Origin of the sequence: Helicobacter turcicus, from assembly GCF_019711685.1 — a bacterium.
Lineage (GTDB): Bacteria > Campylobacterota > Campylobacteria > Campylobacterales > Helicobacteraceae > Helicobacter_D > Helicobacter_D turcicus.
Window position 1 is genome coordinate 108,928 of record NZ_JAIGYQ010000002.1, and the last position, 18,952, is coordinate 127,879.

At 36.3% G+C, this 18,952-nt stretch carries 16 protein-coding genes; 11 read left to right on the forward strand and 5 right to left on the reverse strand.

All coding sequences use genetic code 11. From position 1 onward, the window contains the following. Positions 1 to 2: 2 nt before the first annotated feature. Positions 3 to 2,825 carry an excinuclease ABC subunit UvrA gene (gene uvrA / locus K4G57_RS02135; RefSeq protein WP_221531548.1) on the reverse strand — a complete coding sequence of 941 codons (2,823 nt, stop codon included), beginning with the start codon at positions 2,823 to 2,825 and terminating at the stop codon, positions 3 to 5. Positions 2,826 to 2,959: 134 nt separating this feature from the next. On the opposite strand from uvrA, the gene K4G57_RS02140 reads away from it, so the two are divergent. Continuing rightward, complete coding sequence (locus K4G57_RS02140) at positions 2,960 to 4,075, forward strand: pyridoxal-phosphate-dependent aminotransferase family protein (RefSeq protein ID WP_221531547.1); 1,116 nt, start codon at positions 2,960 to 2,962, stop codon at positions 4,073 to 4,075. A gap of 6 nt (positions 4,076 to 4,081) precedes the next feature. Next, the gene (locus K4G57_RS02145) at positions 4,082 to 5,134 is read left to right on the forward strand and encodes an NAD-dependent epimerase (protein WP_221531546.1); all 1,053 of its coding nucleotides are present in this window, start codon (positions 4,082 to 4,084) and stop codon (positions 5,132 to 5,134) included. A 36-nt stretch (positions 5,135 to 5,170) separates the two neighbouring features. Here K4G57_RS02145 and K4G57_RS02150 read toward each other — a convergent pair whose 3' ends face one another. Both K4G57_RS02150 and K4G57_RS02155 read right to left on the reverse strand, forming a co-directional pair. Next, positions 5,171 to 5,470 carry a YciI family protein gene (locus tag K4G57_RS02150; RefSeq protein ID WP_221531545.1) on the reverse strand — a complete coding sequence of 100 codons (300 nt, stop codon included), beginning with the start codon at positions 5,468 to 5,470 and terminating at the stop codon, positions 5,171 to 5,173. Between the two features lie 19 nt (positions 5,471 to 5,489). Continuing rightward, positions 5,490 to 5,870 carry a histidine triad nucleotide-binding protein gene (locus tag K4G57_RS02155; RefSeq protein WP_221531544.1) on the reverse strand — a complete coding sequence of 127 codons (381 nt, stop codon included), beginning with the start codon at positions 5,868 to 5,870 and terminating at the stop codon, positions 5,490 to 5,492. A gap of 113 nt (positions 5,871 to 5,983) precedes the next feature. Here K4G57_RS02155 and pheS point away from each other — a divergent pair, with 113 nt between their 5' ends. From pheS to serA, 7 genes are all read left to right on the forward strand, one after another. Next, positions 5,984 to 6,979: a phenylalanine--tRNA ligase subunit alpha gene (gene pheS / locus K4G57_RS02160; RefSeq protein ID WP_221531543.1), complete on the forward strand. Its 996-nt coding sequence runs from the start codon at positions 5,984 to 5,986 to the stop codon at positions 6,977 to 6,979. Further along, a complete protein-coding gene (gene pheT / locus K4G57_RS02165; RefSeq protein ID WP_221531542.1) occupies positions 6,976 to 9,330 on the forward strand; it encodes a phenylalanine--tRNA ligase subunit beta in 2,355 nt (784 codons plus the stop codon). The genes pheS and pheT overlap by 4 nt, the downstream gene beginning before the upstream one ends. Beyond that, the gene (gene aroA / locus K4G57_RS02170) at positions 9,327 to 10,631 is read left to right on the forward strand and encodes a 3-phosphoshikimate 1-carboxyvinyltransferase (protein WP_221531541.1); all 1,305 of its coding nucleotides are present in this window, start codon (positions 9,327 to 9,329) and stop codon (positions 10,629 to 10,631) included. The genes pheT and aroA overlap by 4 nt, the downstream gene beginning before the upstream one ends. 2 nt (positions 10,632 to 10,633) lie before the next feature. Next, positions 10,634 to 11,458 carry a 4-hydroxy-3-methylbut-2-enyl diphosphate reductase gene (locus K4G57_RS02175; RefSeq protein ID WP_221531540.1) on the forward strand — a complete coding sequence of 275 codons (825 nt, stop codon included), beginning with the start codon at positions 10,634 to 10,636 and terminating at the stop codon, positions 11,456 to 11,458. A 68-nt stretch (positions 11,459 to 11,526) separates the two neighbouring features. Continuing rightward, on the forward strand, positions 11,527 to 13,209 hold the full coding sequence (locus tag K4G57_RS02180; protein WP_221531539.1) for a 30S ribosomal protein S1: 1,683 nt from the start codon (positions 11,527 to 11,529) through the stop codon (positions 13,207 to 13,209). A gap of 18 nt (positions 13,210 to 13,227) precedes the next feature. Further along, positions 13,228 to 13,707: a hypothetical protein gene (locus tag K4G57_RS02185; protein ID WP_221531538.1), complete on the forward strand. Its 480-nt coding sequence runs from the start codon at positions 13,228 to 13,230 to the stop codon at positions 13,705 to 13,707. Positions 13,708 to 13,721: 14 nt separating this feature from the next. Beyond that, on the forward strand, positions 13,722 to 15,305 hold the full coding sequence (gene serA / locus K4G57_RS02190; RefSeq protein WP_221531537.1) for a phosphoglycerate dehydrogenase: 1,584 nt from the start codon (positions 13,722 to 13,724) through the stop codon (positions 15,303 to 15,305). Here the strand turns inward: serA and K4G57_RS02195 are convergent. Continuing rightward, complete coding sequence (locus tag K4G57_RS02195) at positions 15,300 to 15,851, reverse strand: methylated-DNA--[protein]-cysteine S-methyltransferase (RefSeq protein ID WP_221531536.1); 552 nt, start codon at positions 15,849 to 15,851, stop codon at positions 15,300 to 15,302. The two genes, serA and K4G57_RS02195, sit on opposite strands and share 6 nt — an antisense overlap. Continuing rightward, positions 15,851 to 16,966, reverse strand: a complete 1,116-nt coding sequence (gene dnaJ, locus K4G57_RS02200) for a molecular chaperone DnaJ (RefSeq protein ID WP_221531535.1) — start codon at positions 16,964 to 16,966, stop codon at positions 15,851 to 15,853. The genes K4G57_RS02195 and dnaJ overlap by 1 nt, the downstream gene beginning before the upstream one ends. 174 nt (positions 16,967 to 17,140) lie before the next feature. On the opposite strand from dnaJ, the gene recR reads away from it, so the two are divergent. Both recR and K4G57_RS02210 read left to right on the forward strand, forming a co-directional pair. Next, positions 17,141 to 17,713, forward strand: a complete 573-nt coding sequence (gene recR / locus K4G57_RS02205) for a recombination mediator RecR (RefSeq protein ID WP_221531534.1) — start codon at positions 17,141 to 17,143, stop codon at positions 17,711 to 17,713. Positions 17,714 to 17,723: 10 nt separating this feature from the next. Further along, a complete protein-coding gene (locus K4G57_RS02210) occupies positions 17,724 to 18,950 on the forward strand; it encodes a potassium/proton antiporter (RefSeq protein ID WP_221531533.1) in 1,227 nt (408 codons plus the stop codon). Positions 18,951 to 18,952 lie beyond the last annotated feature (2 nt).

Consider the following 18,952-nt stretch of genomic DNA (forward strand, 5'->3'; position numbering starts at 1 on the left):
ATCTAGTTTAGCCCCAGCTCTTTTGCTAGGAATTTTCCTGTATGGCTTCCTGTTTTTTTATAACGTTTTGCAACTCTCTCTGGTGAGCCATTATCTACTACCAAGCCTCCATTGTTTCCGCCCTCAGGTCCAATATCTACAATGAAATCTGCATTTTTTATCATATCAAGATTATGCTCAATTACAATCACGCTATTGCCTAAATCTGTTAAATGGTGTAACACACGCACAAGTTTATCAACATCGGCAAAGTGTAAGCCTGTGGTTGGTTCATCTAAAATGTAAAGTGTTTTGCCTGTGTCCTTGCGACTTAGCTCTTTTGCAAGTTTGATTCTTTGAGCTTCCCCACCACTTAGAGTAATAGCATTTTGTCCTAGTGTGATGTAGCCTAGCCCTACATCTTGGAGTGTTTTTAGCTTTTGATAAATCTTTGGAATTTTAGAGAAAAATTCACATGCCTCATCAACGCTAAGAGTTAGCACTTCAGCAATATTTTTGCCTTTATAAGTGATTTCTAGGGTTTGTGCGTTGTAACGTGTGCCATTACATGCATCGCATTTAACCATAATATCAGGCAAAAAGTGCATTTCAATCTTTATTTCACCCTCACCCATACATTTTTCGCAACGTCCACCTTTAACATTAAAGCTAAAACGTCCGATTCCATAATTGCGGATTTGTGCTTCTTTTGTTTGCATAAAGATAGCTCTAATCTCGTCCATTGCCCCTGTATAAGTAGCAGGATTTGAACGTGGAGTGCGTCCTATTGGGCTTTGGTCAAGGTAAATTACTTTATCAAGTTTTTCTAAGCCTAAGATCTCCACGCCATCAACTTTTTTTACCTTTTTGCTATTATTTAGTAGCTCTTGAGCAACAGGAAGGAGGGTTTGTAAAATCAGTGAGCTTTTTCCGCTTCCGCTAACGCCTGTAATGCAGACAAAATTTCCCAAAGGCAGACGCACATTTAGATTTTGGATATTGTTAATATTAACGTTGCGGATTTCAATCCACTCTCTTTGTACTCTTCGCACAAAATATTCAATCTTTTTTTCTCCATTTAGATATTGTGCAGTTTGTGTTTTGCTTTTTAGCAATTGCGTAAGATTCCCACTAAAAACAATCTTTCCACCAAATTTTCCAGCACCTGGTCCAACATCTACAATAAAATCAGCATGTTCTATGGTTTCTTTATCATGTTCTACGACAATTACGGAATTTCCCTTTTGTTGTAAGCTTCTTAGGGTTTTGATAAGTTTTAGTGTGTCTCTCTCATGCAGCCCAATGCTAGGCTCATCTAGCACATACATCACTCCTGTTAGTCCGCTACCTATTTGACTTGCTATTCTAATGCGTTGGGATTCCCCGCCACTAATGCTTCTTGCATCACGTCCAAGACTCAAATACCCTAAACCTACATCATAAAGAAAATAAAGGCGCTCACAAATCTCTTTTAAAATTGGTTCTGCAATCATTTTCTCTTGTGTATTTAGGTGGGAGAAACTTTTAGGATTTGCAAAGAATCCGTAGCATTCTTCAATGGAGAAATCTAACAAATCCCCAATATTTTTATTTGAAACTTTTACGGCTAGACTTTGAGGTAGCAAGCGATGTCCGTTGCATGCTTCGCAAGTTTTTTCACTCATATAATCGCCTAAATCTTTGTTATCTTTAAACATATCATAAGCAATGGCAATCACTCCAGCCCAAGGGCGTTTAAGCTTCGTGCTTTTCCAGCTAAACTCCACTTCATCACTACTTCCATAGAGAATGAGTTTTTGTTGATGTTCTTCTAAATCTTCAAAACAAGCTTTTGGATTAATGAAATTTGCAAGGCAAAAGGCACGAAAAAGCTCGTTATAGTAGCTTTTGTTAAAGCCGTAGATGATTTTGATTCCACCTTCTGCTAATGGCAAACTTTTATTAATGACTTTTTTGGTGTCAATAGTATAGCGGATTCCTAATCCATCGCACTTTGGACAAGCACCTTTGGGGGAGTTAAATGAAAAACTAAGAGGTTCTAATGGAGTAAAAGAAACTTTGCAATCAAAACAAGCTAAATGCTCGCTAAAATGCACAAGTTCTGGTTTTTCTTTGTCAGCATTTAAGATTTCAATTTCTACTTCCCCATAGGATTCTTTTAGGGCTTTTTCAATGGCTTGTGCGATTCTGTCTTTATTGTCTGCTTTTACTACAACACGATCAATAACGACTTTAATTGTGTGTTTTTTTGTTTTTGCAAGACTCACTTCTTCATCTAAGCGCACCAAAACACCATTAATTTGCGCTCTGATATAACCTTTTTGACGCAGGGATTCTAATTTATCATTAAATGCCCCTTTCTTTTCACGAATAATCGGAGAGAGAATTAAAATTTTGGAATGTTCCTTGATTTTTAGCACTTCGGTAATGATGTCACTTGCGTGCATTTTGGAGATGGGTTTGCCACATAAATGGCAGTGTTGCACACCAATACGAGCAAAAAGTAAGCGGAAGTAATCATAAATTTCTGTGATTGTGCCAACGGTTGAGCGCGGGTTTTTACTGGTCGTTTTTTGGTCAATAGCAATAGCTGGGGTTAGTCCCTCTATCTTATCTACATTTGGCTTACCGATTTTGTCCAAAAACTGCCTAGCATAGCTTGAGAGAGATTCTATATAGCGACGTTGTCCCTCCGCATAAAGTGTATCAAAAGCTAGTGTGCTTTTTCCGCTTCCGCTCAAACCTGTTAGCACAACAAGCTTATTTTTAGGAATGTTAAGATTAATATTTTTAAGATTGTTTTCTCTGGCGTTTGTGATGATGATATGGTCAAGTGGAGAGTCCAAAACAAGCCTTTAATGTGAAATAAATCGGTGATTATAACAAAAAAAGCCAAGAAATCTCTTATGGATGTATGGTTAATTATAGGTTAGTAAAACTTAAGATATAATTGCGAAAATTTATTTTTGGAGGAGATTTTATGTTGCTTTTTACTCCAGGTCCAACGCCTGTCCCAGAATTTGTTCGTGTGGCAATGAGTGAGCCTACGATTCATCATCGCACACCAGAATTTGAAGAGATTTTCGCTAGAACACGTACACTCTTAAAGGAAGTGATTGGTTTGCCTGAAGTGCTAATGCTTGCAAGCTCTGGCAGTGGAGCAATGGAAGCTTGTGTAACTTCATTGTGTGCAAGAAAATTATTAAGTGTTAATAGCGGAAAATTTGGAGAGAGATTTGGCAAGATTGCTAAGGCGTTTAAGATTCCTAATGTTGAAATTAAGAATCCTTGGGATATTCCAGTAAGTTTAGAACAAGTTACTTATGCACTAAAGGCGAATCCTGATATTGATGCGTTTTGCATTCAAGCTTGTGAGAGTGCAGGAGGGCTAAGACATCCTTATGAAGTGCTTGCAAAGGCGGTAAAAGAGTATAATCCAGAAATTATGGTGATTGTTGATGGAATTACAGCAGTGGGAGTTGAAGAACTTGATGTAAGGTATGTAGATGCGCTAATTGGTGGCTCACAAAAGGCTTTTATGTTGCCACCGGGATTAAGTCTTATTGGGCTTAGTCAAAAAGCAATCGATAAAATACAAGAACGTGATGTAGGATTTTATTTTAATTTAAAAACAGAGCTTAAAAATCAAGTTAAAAATACAACAGCATGGACAGCACCAACGACTATCATTATCGGACTCTGTGCATTTTTAGAAAAGGCAAAGGAAATCGGCTATGATACGATTTATCATCAAACAAAAGCACGTTCTATAGCGTGTGATGCAGCAATGGAGGGTATTGGACTAAAGATTTACCCCACAATTTCTGCTTTGAGTATGACTTGTGTGTATCATGAACAAAGTGATACGATTAGAAAAGTGTTAAAAAATACTTATAATGTAAATATTGCCGGTGGGCAAGATGATTTAAAAGGAAAGATTTTTAGAATCAACCATATGGGAATCATTGATATTAGTGAGATTTCTTGGGTGGTCAATGCAGTGGAATTAAGTCTTGATGTGCTTGGAATCCATAAGTTTAATGGACTGGCAAATCAGATTTTTATGGAACAATATTTTAAGGTTTTAGAGCAGTAACAAACAATGAAGATTTTAGTAACAGGAACAGCAGGGTTTATTGGGTCGTTTCTTGCAAAGAGATTATTAGAACGTGGAGATGAGGTTATAGGATTAGATTGTATTAATGATTACTATGATGTGCGCATTAAGTATGGACGCTTGGAGAATGTTGGAATCACACAAGGGAGTATTGCGTATAATGCTTTAGTGCAGAGTTTAAAATATCCAAATTATCGCTTTGTTAAGTTGAGTTTAGAGGATAGAGAGAATCTTTTTAAACTCTTTAAAGATGAGAAGTTTGATAAAGTTTGTAATCTTGCCGCACAAGCTGGAGTGCGCTACTCTTTGGTAAATCCTTATGCGTATATAGAGAGCAATATTGTGGGTTTTGTGAATATACTAGAAGCGTGCAGACACCACGATATTAAGCATTTAGCCTATGCTTCAAGTTCTTCAGTGTATGGATTAAATGAAAATATGCCTTTTAGCACAAGTGATAATGTGGATCATCCTATTAGCCTTTATGCAGCAAGTAAAAAGAGCAATGAGTTAATGGCACACACTTATTCCTATCTTTTTGGGCTTCCAACGACAGGTTTGCGATTCTTTACGGTCTATGGTCCTTGGGGGCGTCCGGATATGGCATTGTTTTTATTTACAAAGGCGATTTTAGAGGGTAGACCTATTGATGTGTTTAACCATGGAGAAATGCTAAGGGATTTTACTTATATAGATGATATTGTAGAAGGTGTTGTGTGTGTGATTGATAATAACGCAGAGCCAAATGCGGAGTGGAGTGGAAAAGCTCCAGATTTGCATAGTTCAAAAGCACCCTATAAGATTTATAATATCGGTAACAATAACCCTGTACGTTTAATGGATTTTATTGAAGCAATTGAAAAAGAACTTGGAGTTCAAGCACAAAAAAATATGCTTCCTCTACAACCCGGAGATGTGCCAGCCACTTATGCAAATGTTGATGACCTCGTGCGTGAGCTTGGTTATAAACCAAACACTAGCATCCAAATAGGAATCAAAAATTTTGTAACGTGGTATAGAGACTTCTTTAAAGTTTAAGATTCTAATGTGTAAGCGTTAAAATCTTAACAAAAACTAGCTTTTCAAAAAACTCTCTAAAAACTCATGGTGTAGCACGGGTGTGAATTCTAAAACTTGATAGGTTGCAGCACCGTTTTGCGCAAAAGGGTCGTATTTAAAAAATGTCTCTGCCGACTCTTTAGAATCAAATTTTCCAATTATGACTCCACCTACTCTTGGATTTTGTGGTCCGCTAGCTAACAAATGTCCGCTCTCATAGCCTTTTTTTAAGAATGCTCGATGATCTTGTAAAATACTTTCAATCGTGTCTAGTGGCTTTGTGTAAGTGACTAAAATCACAAATAAATTTTTCATTATAAACTCCTTATTGTAATTACATTCCTTTTTTAGCTTCTTCTAGGCGCTCTTTTTCAGAGATGTTTTGTGCGAGATTATCCCAACGCAACTTTGCTCCACCTAAAATATGGAAGTGCAAATATGGAATCTCTTGTCCGCCATCAATACCCACATTGCTAATAATGCGGTAACCACTTTTATCAAGCCCTAAAAGCCTAGCAACTTCTTGAATGAAATTTGTTAATCCTACCATTTCTTGAGGATTTAATTCTTGAAAATCTTTTGCAAATTTTTTAGGAATTGCTAAAACATGCACAGGAGCTTTGGGCGCAATATCGTGAAATGCTAAAAAATCATCGTTTTCTAACACTTTGTTGCAAGGAATCTCTCCTTTAATAATTTTTTCAAACACACTCATTTTCTAACCTTTTTTGTTGTATTGAATTTCTGTAATTTTACCTAAAATATTAAGCAAAGTAAAAATATTTTTTAATACAATACTCACTATTACTTCATAAGAGCAGGAAAACAATGGAAGCTATATTTTCTAGGATTGATAATGCGCAAACAACAACGGAACTAGAAGAAATCCGTATTTTGGTAATGGGAAAAAAGGGAAGTTTAACTGCAAAGTTTGCGGAACTAAAAAATTGTGATGGGGAGATTAAAAAGACGCTTGCAAAAGAGTTAAACACTTTAAAAATACGTTTTGAAAAAGCCTTAGCAGATAAGAAAGAAGTGTTAAATCTAAAAGAGTTAGAAGCAAAGTTAAATGCAGAGAAGATTGATGTTTCGCTCTTTAACTCTAGTAGTTTAAAAGGTGCTAATCACCCTGTAATGTTGATGTTAGACAGAATTGTAGAGTATTTTTTAGGAATGAATTTCGCATTAAAAATGGGTCCTTTAGTAGAAGATGATTTTCACAATTTTGAAGCGCTAAATTTACCCAAATATCACCCTGCAAGAGATATGCAGGATACATTTTATTTTAAAGATGGTAAGTTGTTGCGTACGCACACTTCGCCAGTGCAGATTCGCGCAATGGAATCTGAACAACCACCTATCCGTATGATTTGTCCAGGGAGTGTGTTTCGGTGTGATTATGATTTGACGCATACTCCAATGTTTCACCAAGTAGAGGGCTTGGTTGTTGAAAAAGGTAAAGATTCTGTGAGTTTTGCGCATTTGAAATTCATCTTAGAAGATTTTTTGCAATATATGTTTGGTGATGTGAATGTCCGATTTCGCTCTAGCTTCTTTCCTTTTACAGAACCTAGTGCAGAAGTGGATATGAGTTGTATTTTTTGTAAGGGTGAGGGCTGTCGTGTATGTTCGCATACTGGTTGGTTAGAAGTGCTAGGATGTGGCGTTGTAGATGATAATGTTTTTAGGGCTGTGGGTTATGAGAATGTGAGCGGATATGCTTTTGGGTTAGGCGTGGAGCGCTTTGCCATGCTTGCATATAGTGTGCCAGATTTAAGGGCATTTTTTGAGAGTGATTTAAGAATTTTGGAGCAATTTAAATGATTTTTACACGCAGTATTTTAAGCCATATTTTGTCGCTAGAGAATATCACTAGTGCGATGATGTATAGCACTTTGAATAAGATTGGATTAGAAGTGGAATCTTTTTGTGCTGTGGTCGCGCCAAAGAGAGTGGTTGTTGGAAAAATTTTGGAGTGTCAAAAACATCCAGATGCTACGAAACTAAATGTTACACAGGTGGCAATTGGTGGTGTGGAAGGTGCGTATGAAACGCGTCAAATCGTGTGTGGCGCTCCAAATGCACGAAAGGGAATTTATGTTGCTGTTGCTTTAGAAGGGGCAGAGCTACCAAATGTTACCATTAAAAAAGCAGTGCTTAGGGGTATAGAGAGTTGCGGAATGCTTTGCTCAACCACAGAGCTAGGATTTCCAAAGGTGAATGATGGAATCGTAGAACTAGATTCTAGCATTGGTGAGTTAGTCGTCGGTAAGGAACTTAGCGAATATCCTATGTTTAATGATGAGGTGTATGAGATTTCTATTACACCCAATCGTGGGGATTGTATGAGTCTTATGGGGATTGCTAGGGATTTAAGTGTGGCATTTGAACTTGAATTAAAACCACTAAATCCGCCAAAAGTCTCTGATAATGCTCCAGGAATTGGGCGTGTGTTGCAAATTGTAGCAAATAATAAACATGATGCTTCCTTGCTCTTTCAGGCAATAGAGGCAAAGCCTAGCACATTGCCATTATGCGTAAATTTGCTTTTAGGATATAATGGAATCTTAGAGAATGCTTGGCTAAAAGATGCACTAAGTTTTAGCACACTCTTTAGTGGTGTGATTTTAAATGCTTATCCACAAAGTTTCTGTCAGCTTGATGGGCAAAAAGTGGTTTTGACACTTAAAAAAGATGAGTTTGGATTAGAGAGCATTTATTATGAAAATGAGAAGCTATCTACTATTGGTGTGAATCTTTGCACTCATGTAAGTAAGGAAGCTTATGTGAAAGAAAGAGAATTTATTGTGCTTGAGGCAAGCTATATTGCTCCAGAAATCATTGCACAAAAAGTAATGGAAACAAAGGCAAAAGTGGATACTAAGGTGTTTCAGCGATCATCTCGTGGGAGTTGTACGGATTTAAAAGTCGGACTCTCTGTGCTTTCTAGTTTGCTTTTGGGAGAAGATGGGATTTTATATACAGATACTCAAGAGCTTATTGAAATGCAACCAAAGAATCCAATCACAATTGATTTGGAGCTAATAGAACACATTATTGGAGCAAACGTGGAGAAGCTAAGGGTGGTGAATATCCTAAAAAGGCTTGATTTTGGTGTGGAGATTACAAGTGATGAAAATTTTATCATTGCAAAACCGCCATTATTTCGTCATGATATTGTTAGTTTGCAAGATGTAGCCGAGGAGATTATCCGCTTTTATGGAATTGATAATGTGCCTAGCACACCACTTTCTTTTGTGCAAAAGCATCAAAATGGAGATGCTTCAAGAGAATATTATTTTAAAAGAAAAATTGCACAAAAAGCCATTGGAGTAGGGTTTAATGAAGCGGTGCATTTTATTTTTGAAGAGAGAGAGAAGCTTCAAAATTATGGATTTGAAGTCCTTAATGAAGTACTAGATTTGTTAAATCCTATCACACAAGAACTCAATACTTTGCGTAGCACACTTTTGCTTGGACTTTTAAGAGCTGTGGAGCGCAATTGCAATAATGGTTTTAATGCAGTGAGTCTTTTTGAGATTGGTGCTGTGTATAATAAAAAGCGCGAACAAGGCACAAGTTTAGCGTTTATCCAAAGTGGGTTGCTTTGTGAGGAACGCTATCCTAATACAAAGGGGGTTAAAGGGAGTTTTTTTGGGTTCTGTGATAGAATCGCACGTGTGATTGGGGGATTTAATGTAGAACCATTAGAGAGCAAGATTAAACTCTTTCATAGTGGGCAGTGCGCGAAGATTATTCAAAAAAATAAAGAAGTTGGATTAATTGCAACATTGCATCCTAAAGTTGCTGAGGAATTTAGACTAAGTGAAACTTACCTCTGTGAGCTAAATATGGAATTATTAAGTGAAGAGATTCCACAAGTGCAGATGTATTCAAAATTTCAAAAAACGCAACGTGATTTAAGTGTAGTGCTTAGTAAAAGTATTCCTTATTATAAAATTAGAGAATGTATTGAGGGCTTGAAAATTCCTAGTATTATAGGATTTTATCCTCTTGATATTTATGAGGATTCCACTTTGCAAGATAAGATTAGTTTAACGATTCGTTTTGCTTTGCAATCTGATGTTAAAACGCTTGAGGAAAAAGATATTAATGTGGCAATGGAGATTGTGCTAGATGGACTTAAAAAAACTTTTGGAGTGGAATTGCGATGAAGCTAGAAGTTAGTAAAACACGAGGGTTTAAGCTAGATACGGACAAAATTGCTCCTGATAAATCTATTTCACACCGCTGTGTGATGTTTGCATTACTAAGTGATAAGCCAAGCTTCGTGCGTAACTACTTAGAAGGCGAGGATACTCTAGATACTCTAGAGATTGCGAAAAAACTAGGTTTAAAAGCTGAAAAACAAAATGGCGGGTTGTTGCTAACACCTCCAAGTAGCATTTGTGAGCCAAATACGATTCTATATTGTGGTAATGCTGGGACAGCAATTCGCCTGTATCTTGGGCTTTTGAGTGCACAAAATGGAATCTTTATTTTAAGTGGTGATATGTATTTAAATAAGCGTCCTATGAAACGTGTGGTTGATCCTCTAAGAAGCATTGGTGCGGAGATTTTGGGTAGAAGTGGAGGAAATTTTGCTCCTTTAGTTGTGGTAGGAAATCCTAAATTAAAGTCTTTTTGCTACACAAGCAAGATTGCAAGCGCACAGGTAAAATCTGCTATGCTTTTAAGTGCGCTTTTTGCCGATGGTGAGAGTATTTACAGGGAATATGAGTTAAGTCGCGATCATACTGAAAAAATGCTTCTTGGAATGGGTGCGCAGATAGAATCGAAAGTGGAAGAAAATGGTGCAGTAGAGATTAAAATACAGCCGCTAAGTGGTAAATTAGAACCTTTAAATTTAGAGGTTCCAGCGGATCCTTCTAGTGCATTTTTCTTTGCTATTGGGGTTGCAATCACTCCAAATGCTAGTGGAATCTTACGCAATGTGTTATTAAATAAAACGCGTATTGAAGCTTTTAGAGTTTTAGAAAAAATGGGAGTGGAAGTTACTTATAAAGAGACTTCTAGGACTTATGAAAGTGTTGGTGATATTTATATTAAAGCACCACAATCCCTGCAGGCTGTGCAACTTAGTGAAAGAATTTCTTGGTTAATTGATGAGATTCCAGCCCTTGCTATTGTAATGGCTTGTGCAGAGGGAGAGAGCATAGTGAGGAATGCAGGGGAATTGCGTGTTAAGGAAACTGATAGAATCAAGGCTATAGTGGAAAATCTTAAGCTTTGTGGAATTGAAGCAGAAGAATTCTTAGATGGATTCCGTATTCAAGGTGGAGAGTTTAAAAGAGCTTGTGTGCGTAGCTTTGGCGATCATAGAATTGCTATGAGTTTTGCAATTGCTGGGTTAAGAAGCGGAATGGAGATTGAGAATGCTGAGTATATTAATGTTTCTTTTCCAAATTTTTTAGAAATTCTTAGCTCAATTACACAAATTTGCCAAAAAGGGTGAATGTGGAAGTAAAATTAGCAAAAAACTATGGATTTTGTTTTGGTGTGAAACGTGCTATTGAATTAGCAGAGAAAAAGCCAAATGGCATTACGCTTGGACCATTAATTCATAATGCAAAAGAAATTAATCGTTTAAAAGAAAATTTTAATGTTATAGTTAATGAAGATATTCAGGCAATTCCTAAAGATGCAGAAGTGATTATTCGCACACATGGAATTCCAAAACAGGATTTACAAACGCTTAAAGAAAAAACTAAAAATATCACCGACGCGACTTGTCCTTATGTAACAAAACCGCAAAAAATCTGTGAGGATATGAGTGCAAAAGGCTATCAGATTGTAATTTTTGGGGATATGAAACACCCAGAAGTTAAGGGTGTGATGAGTTATTGCAGTAATAATCCATTGGTGGTAGAGGACTTGGAATCGCTAAAAGGAGCGAAGTTGCGCGATAAAGTTGCTTTAGTCTCTCAAACCACAAAAAATATTAATTTATTTTTAGAAATTGCTAATTATCTTATTAGTCATTGCTCGGAGTGTAGAGTATTTAATACGATTTGTAATGCGACATTTGACAATCAAGATTCTGCAAGGAATTTGGCAAAAGAAGTAGATGTGATGGTGATTGTTGGTGGTAAAAACTCCTCAAATACAAAGCAACTTTATAATATCTCTAAGGAATACTGCAAGGATTGCTATTTAATAGAAGACTTTTTAGAATTGGATTCTAAATGGTTTGTGGGTAAGCATTTATGTGGAGTTACTGCTGGTGCTTCCACTCCTAATTGGATTATTGATAAAGTTGTCAATGCGATTAAAAACTATTAATTTTATACTTTTAAAAGGCTAGATTGACTAGAATTTTAAGATTTATTTTTTTAAAAAGGGCATAATAGATGGCTGTTGTAGGAATTAACACAGAAGAGTTAGAAAAGATTGTGATTGATGAGAATGAAGACTTTGCTTTGATGTTTGAGCAGTTTGAAAAAAAAGAAAGTGAGCATGTTTCGGAAGGAAATATCGTTGCAATTGAAAATAATCAGGTAATTATTGCGGTTCCAGGAGAGAAAAAAGAGGGTGTCATAGCACTCGATGAGATTTTGGATGCACAAGGGAATTTGCTGTTTAAAGTGGGTGATACTCTGCCAATTATTATTATGGGAAGACGCAATGAACAACCAATAGTTTCCTATAAAAAAGCAATTCGCAGGGAAAAGGTGCGCCAATATATCCAAAGTCTGGGCAATGACTACAAAGATAAAATTATAGAAGGCACTATCGTTAGACGTAATAAGGGTGGTTATGTTGTTGAGAGTGGGGACATTGAGTTTTTTATGCCAAAGTTTGCCGCCGCACTTAAAGAGGGTAGCAAGGTTGAAGGAAAGAAAATTAAAGCTTGCATTGTTAATGTAAAACCAGAAGAGGATAGCATTGTCATTTCACGCAAACGCCTATTTGAGCTTGAAAATACAATAAAAAAAGATGCCGTGGATAATCTTTTGAAAGAAGAAGGAATCTTAGAGGGTAAGGTAAAGAAAATTACAAGCTTTGGAATGTTTGTTGATGTCAATGGCGTGGAAGGTTTGGTGCATTATACAGAAATTAGTTATAAAGGACCTGTTAATCCCTCTAAACTTTACAAAGAAGAGGATGTAGTGCCCATCAAAGTCCTAAGCTATGATAAAGATAAGCGACGTTTAGCACTTTCTATAAAGGCAACAGCAGAAGATCCGTGGAAAGAAGTAGAAAATGAACTTGAAGTGGGTGATGCGATTAAGGTTACAGTTAGTAATATTGAGCCTTATGGGGTGTTTGTGGATTTAGGAAACGATATTGAAGGGTTTTTGCATATCTCTGAGATATCTTGGAATAAAAATATTCAAAACCCAGAAGAATTCTTGAAAGTTGGACAAGAAATTGATGTAGAAGTGATTGAGATTGATCCAAAAGATCGTCGTCTAAGAGTTTCTCTGAAAAAATTACTAGATAAGCCATTTGAACAATTTGCAAAAAAACACAAAGAAGGTGAAGTGTTAAAAGGTGTTGTTGCGACTTTAACAGATTTTGGGGCGTTTATTAAACTAGATGGAATTGATGGACTATTGCACAATGAAGATGCGTATTGGAATAAAAATGAAAAATGCAAAGATTTAATGAAAATTGGTGAGAACATTGAGGTGAAAATTGCTAAAATTGACCGCCAAAAAGAGCGCATTTCTCTAACTCGTAAAGGATTAATTGCTTCTCCGGTAGATGCATTTGCAAAAAAATACTCAATAGATGATGCTGTGGTGGGGACTGTTAGAGATATCAAAGATTTTGGCGTGTTTATTAAAATCTATGATGAAATGGATGCGCTAATTCGCAATGAAGATTTAGCTCCACTTAAAAAAGAAGAAATCAAAATTGGTGATAAAATTAATGGCGTGATTTCTTTAATTGATACGCAAAATAATAGAATCCGTGTTTCTGTTCGTCGTTTAGAGAGACAAAAAGAAAGAACAAATCTTAAGAATTTTAACGATAATGCAAGTGATAAGATGACATTGGGAGATATTATTAAGGATCAAATTTCTTAAAACTAGGAGTTTAGCTCTATGCAAATAAGGTTGTTAATTGGCATTTTTTCAATCTTTACTTGCATATTGTTGTTTATTTTGATTCGTAACTATATTGGTGCAATGAATATCTACGAGCTTCCAGAGATTGGACCATACGAGCTTGCTAAGCCCACTGATTTACAACATTCTCCCTCTCCTGATTGGCTAAATCGCCTCTCTGGACAGAATGAGCGTGAATTTATTTATCCAGCTTCTGAATTGCAAGTGAAGCTTTTGTATGCAAATAGTGTCAAAAAAAGCACAAAAGAAGTCTTTAGGGTTTCAGTAGGCGTGATTAATGACTATCAGTTTTTTTGTATTAATCAAGTCTTTGGGGCGCATAACATTGAATATTCTTACTATAAAATTGGTGAAAATATTTGGCTAGTTGTTGCCACAGAAGATGAAAATTATTTGCGCAGTGTTTTGGATAAATTGAAGCATTACGCAATCAATTATACTTTATCTAAAACTTAAAAATGGAGGAGCTAATGTCAAAATATACAATCATTGTTTGTGACCATATTCATCGAAGTGGTTTGGATTTGTTAGCAAAAGATTCTGAAGTGACGCTATTAAATTTAGCGGATTTACCAAAAGATGAACTAAAGAGAGAGTTATACAAAGCAGATGTGGCAATCACTAGAAGCTCTACGGAAGTGAATATTGATTTTTTGGATTCTGCATCTAAATTGCGTGCTGTGGTACGTGCTGGTGTTGGTGTGGATAATGTAGATATTGAAAATTCCAGCAAAAGAGGTGTCGTAGTGATGAATGTGCCAACAGCAAATACCATCGCTGCTGTGGAGCTAACCTGTGCGCATATTCTAAGCGCGATTCGCAATTTTCCAGATGTTAATACACAATTAAAAGTAGAACGCAAGTGGAAGCGCGAAGATTGGTATGGCACAGAACTTAAAGGTAAGAAGTTAGGAATCATTGGGTTTGGAAATATTGGAAGTCGTGTTGGAAAGCGTATGAAAGCTTTTGAGATGGAGGTCATTGCTTATGATCCTTATATCAATCCCACTAAAGCCACAGATATTGGAATTGCCTATACAAGAAACTTTGATGATATTTTAAGTTGTGATATTATCACAATCCACACGCCAAAAAATAAAGAAACAATTAATATGATCGACACACCACAAATTGCAAAAATGAAAGATGGAGTGATTTTGATTAACTGCGCACGTGGTGGGTTATACAATGAAGATGCATTGGAAGTGGCATTGAAGTCTAAAAAGGTAAGATGGGCTGGGATTGACGTCTTTACAAAAGAGCCTGCAACTAGTAATAAACTTCTAGATGCAAAGAATATTTATGTAACACCGCATATTGGGGCGAACACACTAGAATCACAAGAAAAAATTGCAGTCCAAGCAGCCCAAGCAGCACTTGAAGCAGCGCGTGGTTCAAGTTTTCCTAATGCGTTAAACTTGCCGATTAAAGAAAACGAATTGCCAAGTTTTATGAAAGCATATTTAGAGCTTATGCAAAAAATGGCATTTTTTGCCATTCAAGTCAATAAAGATGAAGTCCGATCTGTTACGCTTGAAGCTGAAGGGGAGATTAAAGAATATCTTTCTTCGCTTTCAACTTTTGCGCTTGTTGGGATTCTAAATGCGACAGTTGGCGATAAAGTGAATTATGTTAATGCACCTTATGTTGCACAAGAGAGAGGGATTGAAATAAAACTTGATGGTAAGGAATCCAAAGGGATCTATAAAAATCAAATCAAACTAACACTCCTCACACAAAAAGGTACATTTAGTGTAAGTGGAACGGTGTTTAATGAAAACACCCCAAAAATTGTTAATATTAACAATTTTGCCCTTGATATTGAGCCAAAAGGTAAAATGATTCTCTTTAGAAATAATGATACGCCTGGTGTTATCGGATTTATAGGGACAACTTTAGCAAAACACAATATTAATATTGCAGACTTCCGATTAGGACGCTATGGTAAAGAAGCTTTAGCTCTTATTGTGGTTGATGATGCAGTCTCACAAAATGTGCTTGATGAGCTATCTAGTTTGGAAGATTGCATTTCTATAAAATACGCTGTTTTATAATCTCCATAAGTCCTTTTTGGGCTTATATTCCTCTAGTTTTAATAATTTTATTTTTCTTTGGACGCCACTTGCATAACCATTTATTGTGCCATTTGCGCTAATGACTCTGTGACAGGGGATAAGGATTGCAATAGGATTGTGATGATTTGCGCCTCCTATAGCGCGTGCTGATTTTGGTTTGCCTAGTGTTTTTGCGACCTCTCCATAGCTTAGAGTTTCTCCATAAGGAATTGTGCGTAAAATTTTCCAAACACTTTGTTGAAATGTTGTGCCTTTTGGATTTAGTGGTAGCGTGAAAGTTTTGCGCATTTTGGAAAAATATTCTTGGAGTTGTGAAAAAGTAGCAAGGGTTAATTGGCTTTGGATTAAAGAGTGTTGCACTAGGATATTTTGAATACTTTGTGTAGAATGCCATTCTGTCAAAGAATTATCAATACAAGAAGCATTAAATACGGAATCCAAAAAGCGAACCTCTAAAATCACTTCCCCATCATCAATCACTAGAATTTTTCCTAGTGGAGAATTTTGGATTCCTCCATACTGCATTATTTAAACCAATTTTTAATTTTATCCATTAAGCCTTCATGGCAGGAAATTGGCTTAGAGTTCTCATAGCCAAAAGATTTGTGGAGTTGTGTTAGAAGTTCTAGTTGGCTTTCGTCTAGCTTTTCTGGATAAATGATATTGACAACAGCAATAAAATTTCCTTTCTTGCCACTATTGACGCTCTTAACCCCTTCTCCATAAAATACAAATTGTTGCTTATCTTTTACGCCAACTGGAATTTTTAGATCTAATTCTTTAGTGAGTGCTGGAATTTTTATGTTTCCACCAAGCATTACAAGAGTGAAAAATACTGGCACTTCAAGATAAATGTCATTATGGTGGCGAATGAAATGCGCATCTTCTTTAGCAAAAATCTCCAAATACAAATCCCCTCGTGTGCCATCTGGCATTTTATTTCCATGTCCTTGTATGCGGATTTGATTGTTACTATCCACTCCCTCTGGAATCTTAACTTCAAATTTTTCTTTCTCTTCTTGAAATCCTTTTCCAGAGCATTTCTCGCATTTCTCTGTCATCATCTGTCCGCTTCCATGGCATTTGGAACAAGTTTGAGCAAAGGTCATAAAGCCTTGTGAAAATGTCTCTCTGCCACTTCCTTTGCAAGTATTGCAAGTGGTAGTTTTACCATCTTTTGCGCCACTTCCTTTGCACGGAGAACATGCGCTTTTATAGGAGATTTCAATTTCTTTTTTGCATCCAAAAACCGCTTCTTCAAAGCTTAGTTCAAGCTCCATTGCTAAATCACGCGGATATTTATCACTTCTTCTTTGTTTTGAAGTGCCACCAAACCCTCCAAAACCACCACCAAAGACAGAGTTGAAAATATCAAAAATACTACCTTCCATATCGCTAAAACCAAAGCCACTAGATTCTAAACCTTTTTTGCCATAAGCGTCATAGATTTGACGTTTTTCTTTATCGCTTAACACTTGATAAGCTTCATTAACTTTTTTGAACATATCTTCGGCGTTTTTATCATCAGGATTTCTATCTGGATGATATTTGAGTGCCATTTTGCGGTATGCTTTTTTTACTTCTTCGCCACTTGCTGTGCGCTCAATTTCTAGGATTTCATAGTAATCAAACTCTTCCAATAATAACTCCTAAATTTAATGCAAAATAAAATTCTGCCATTATATCGTAATAAAGTTTTATAAGTGGTTAAATTTTGCCTTTTATAAAGATATCGTTTGCTTGTAACAATTTATAAATTCTTAATCATAACTTATTTATAATTATTAATATAGTTTAGTTTTGGTGACAGGCAAATGAAATCTTATCCTGAAAATTTTGCAAAACTTGTGGAATCATTAGAGAGGATTCCAAGCGTTGGGCGAAAATCAGCAATGCGTTTGGCGTATTTTTTGGCATTTGAGGATAAATTTAGTGCTTTGCAAGTGGCGCATAATATTGAGTGTTGTGTCCATGAGTTACGCACTTGCGAAGAATGTGGGGGGATCACAAATCAAGCAGTGTGTGAGATTTGTTTAGATTCCACACGCAATAATGGAGAGCTCTGCATTGTGGCAAATCCTAGGGAGATTTTTTTACTAGAGGAGAGCGGAGAGTTTTTTGGGAAGTATTTTGTGCTTAATAGTCTTGAGAATTTTAATTTAAAGCAGTTGGAGCAGAGTATTACAAAATTTGGGATAAAAGAGATTATTTTTGCATTTAGTCCATCACTTGGAAGTGATAGTGTAATGTTATATTTGGAAGATAAATTAGAGAGTTTTGGTTTGCGATTTACCAAAATTGCTCAAGGTGTTCCAACAGGAGTAAGCTTAGAGAATGTGGATCAGCTCTCCATTATTCGAGCTTTGCAGTCACGCGTGAAGATTTAAAGGAGAGAGAGTGTTAGAGATTATTAATAATTTAAATGTGTATATTGTTGCCATTGGTGTGATTTTATTTGCAAGTGTGTATGCGAGTAAGATTTCAGAAAAAATTGGATTACCTTTATTATTGATTTTTCTAATTTTAGGGATGCTTTTAGGTAGTGATGGAATCGTAGGAATCAAGTTCGATAACACGTTGCTAGCGCAAGCTGTGGGTTCTATTGCACTTATTTTTATTTTGTATAGCGGTGGGCTTGATACACATTGGGAACAGATTAAGCCTGTGGTGGTTAGCGGTGTGATGTTAGCAACATTAGGTGTTTTAGTTACAGCAATTATTCTTGCTGGATTTTTTTACTCTATGTGGGAAGTAACACTTTTAGAAGCATTATTGCTTGGCTCTATTGTTTCCTCAACAGATGCAGCAGCGGTTTTTATGGTGCTTCGTTCTCGGGAAATAAAATTAAAGAATAATATTAAACCTCTTTTAGAGTTGGAATCTGGAAGCAATGATCCTATGGCAATTTTTCTAACTATTACTGTATTACAACTAATTGTAATGCAAGGGAGCGCAACTATATGGGAATGGCTTATGCAGTTTGTAGGGCAGTTTGCCATTGGTGGGGCGATTGGACTTTTGTGTGGATATGTGTTTCCAAAAATTTGCTCTAAAGCAAATATTTCACAACCAGGGCTTTATCCTCTTATTAGTATTGCGTGGTTATTTATGGTTTTTGGACTCTCTGCATTACTTGGAGGCAATGGCTATTTGAGTATTTATATTGCAGGAATTATGACAAATCGCTTTGCTTTTCCTTATAAATCGCATATTATTGCTTTTCATGATGCGATTGCGTGGATGATGCAAATTGTGGTGTTTTTAGTGCTTGGATTACTTGTGTTTCCTTCGCAGTTGCCAGATGTCGCTTTGCAGGCTTTAGCACTTGTATTTGTGCTAATGTTTATTGCGCGTCCATTGGGTGTTTTTACCTCCCTTGCAAAAAGTCGCTATGGAAATAAAGAAAAGTTATTTATCTCTTGGGTAGGTTTGCGTGGAGCAGTTCCTATTATCTTAGCAACCTATCCCTTTGTGTATCATTTAGAGCAATCGCAATTTATCTTTAATGTGGTGTTTTTTATGGTGTTTATTTCTGTGTTGGTGCAAGGAATGACATTAGGGGTTGTGGCGAGGACTTTAGGGATTGTGGAAAATCAAAATACGGAATCCAAAAAGGATTCTTAAAT

Bases quoted from the DNA above. Each gene is read 5' to 3' on its own strand.
- K4G57_RS02155 (WP_221531544.1), bottom strand. From the start codon at position 5,870: ATGAGTGTGTTTGAAAAAATTATTAAAGGAGAGATTCCTTGCAACAAA.
- K4G57_RS02150 (WP_221531545.1), bottom strand. From the start codon at position 5,470: ATGAAAAATTTATTTGTGATTTTAGTCACTTACACAAAGCCACTAGAC.
- K4G57_RS02195 (WP_221531536.1), bottom strand. From the start codon at position 15,851: ATGCAGTATGGAGGAATCCAAAATTCTCCACTAGGAAAAATTCTAGTG.
- serA (WP_221531537.1), top strand. From the start codon at position 13,722: ATGTCAAAATATACAATCATTGTTTGTGACCATATTCATCGAAGTGGT.
- K4G57_RS02180 (WP_221531539.1), top strand. From the start codon at position 11,527: ATGGCTGTTGTAGGAATTAACACAGAAGAGTTAGAAAAGATTGTGATT.
- recR (WP_221531534.1), top strand. From the start codon at position 17,141: ATGAAATCTTATCCTGAAAATTTTGCAAAACTTGTGGAATCATTAGAG.
- aroA (WP_221531541.1), top strand. From the start codon at position 9,327: ATGAAGCTAGAAGTTAGTAAAACACGAGGGTTTAAGCTAGATACGGAC.
- pheS (WP_221531543.1), top strand. From the start codon at position 5,984: ATGGAAGCTATATTTTCTAGGATTGATAATGCGCAAACAACAACGGAA.
- K4G57_RS02185 (WP_221531538.1), top strand. From the start codon at position 13,228: ATGCAAATAAGGTTGTTAATTGGCATTTTTTCAATCTTTACTTGCATA.
- K4G57_RS02140 (WP_221531547.1), top strand. From the start codon at position 2,960: ATGTTGCTTTTTACTCCAGGTCCAACGCCTGTCCCAGAATTTGTTCGT.
- pheT (WP_221531542.1), top strand. From the start codon at position 6,976: ATGATTTTTACACGCAGTATTTTAAGCCATATTTTGTCGCTAGAGAAT.
- K4G57_RS02145 (WP_221531546.1), top strand. From the start codon at position 4,082: ATGAAGATTTTAGTAACAGGAACAGCAGGGTTTATTGGGTCGTTTCTT.